We start from the raw sequence: 931 nt of genomic DNA, 5'->3' as shown, positions 1-931 counted from the left end.
GCCGATTGGGGTTCGGCTACGGCGCCCGAAATGCGCCATACGCGGAGAGGGCGAGAGAAACCCTGAAGAGAGATCTCGCCTGCCGTACTGGTATCGAAGCGTTCGCCGATAGCCCGCTGGACGGCCTCCGAGACGAGCACCTCGCCGGTTTCAGCCCGGTCCACCAGACGGGCCGCCAGATTCACCGATTCTCCCGTGACGGTATAATCGCGATGTGCGGCGCTGCCGGTGTCGGCGGCCACCACCTCGCCGCTCGCGACACCGACGTGAAGGCCTATGCCGCGCCCAACTTCGGCGCTGAGCCCCGGCAGGGCAGCCTGGATCGCGAGCGCGGCGCGCACCGCGCGCTCCGGGTCATTCGTGTGGGCGACCGGAGCGCCGAACACTGCCATGACGCAGTCGCCGATATGCTTATCGACGGTGCCGCCGTGATCGGTAACGATCGCGTCGGCCGTCTCGAAGAACCGGCCGAGGATGCCATGCACATCCTCGGCGTCCAGCTCCGCCGCAAGCTCGGTGAAGCCGGCCAAGTCGGCAAACATCACCGTGACCTGACGTCGCTCGCCGGTCGGTGCTGCATCTAGCGTTGAGCGCTCGTTCGTCGCTGAGCCGGAACCCGAAGTCGGCGCCGCCGTGCCGTTGCTAAATTCAGCGATGGCCTTGAGCAGCCTCAGACGATGGCCGAGCGGTAGCCCAAGCTCCTTGAGATGCTCATTGGTGAGCTGCGGCAGGATCTCGATATCGATGGCGTTATCCTGGAACGCTTGCTCGTACTGTGGCAGGCCTACGCTGCGTAACCAAGCCGCGACGTTCACGTCCATATCTCTGTTTGGGTGTTTCGCACCAGTTCGGCGGGGCAAGTATAATCCTAAACCCGCTGGGTTCGCCACCTACCGCCTCGAATTATGGCTACCGGAGAGATAGTCTAGTA

1 protein-coding gene is annotated in these 931 nt (G+C 63.9%); it reads right to left on the bottom strand.

Features of this window, described 5'->3' with window-relative positions; all coding sequences use genetic code 11:
- Nucleotides 1-821: adenylate/guanylate cyclase domain-containing protein (locus CU102_RS28295; protein WP_280951934.1), on the bottom strand; the 821-nt coding region annotated here is incomplete at its 3' end.
- Nucleotides 822-931 lie beyond the last annotated feature (110 nt).

This window comes from Phyllobacterium brassicacearum, from assembly GCF_003010955.1.
Taxonomy (GTDB): Bacteria; Pseudomonadota; Alphaproteobacteria; order Rhizobiales; family Rhizobiaceae; genus Phyllobacterium; species Phyllobacterium brassicacearum.
This window is presented reverse-complemented; position numbering and strand designations above follow the sequence as displayed.